Origin of the sequence: Proteiniphilum sp. X52, assembly GCF_003712195.1 — a bacterium.
Lineage (GTDB): Bacteria > Bacteroidota > Bacteroidia > Bacteroidales > Dysgonomonadaceae > Proteiniphilum.
In genome coordinates this window covers 1-418 of sequence record NZ_RDSD01000087.1, presented here as the reverse complement: position 1 = coordinate 418, position 418 = coordinate 1, and the positions used below count along the sequence as shown (strand labels likewise).

General features: G+C 34.4%; 1 protein-coding gene. It reads right to left on the bottom strand.

What is annotated here, in order from left to right; genetic code table 11:
* Positions 1 to 19: 19 nt before the first annotated feature.
* The gene (locus tag D7D25_RS17760) at positions 20 to 391 is read right to left on the bottom strand and encodes a hypothetical protein (RefSeq protein ID WP_122970225.1); all 372 of its coding nucleotides are present in this window, start codon (positions 389 to 391) and stop codon (positions 20 to 22) included.
* Positions 392 to 418 lie beyond the last annotated feature (27 nt).

Sequence of the window (418 nt, the reverse complement as noted above, 5' to 3'; positions counted from 1 at the left end):
TTCTCATCTTAATTATATTTTATGGTAAATAAAGACTCCCTACTTGTCGAATTGCGTATTCTTCAGCATTCCATTCTAAAGACCCTGGTGTACAATAACTATCATTAAAACCATAACGAAGATATTCTGTTAAAATTTTACCGTAAAAATTCGCAAATCCAAGTTGCATTTGTTGAACATAGTGCCCAGTTTCATGAGCTTCAAGGTTTTGATTAACTTTTTCAGTAATAACAGGTATAAATTCATTATCTAGAAGAAGAGCATCATCATCGTATCGATTAACTACAAGATTTCGACCAACTGCCACTCCTTGACCTTTAAAAAATGCTCTTGTTATAAAATGCTGAAAACGGAGGATATCCACCCACGCAAAACGGGGATATCCGTTCACTTTTCTAACTCTTTAGTCTAATGGCGA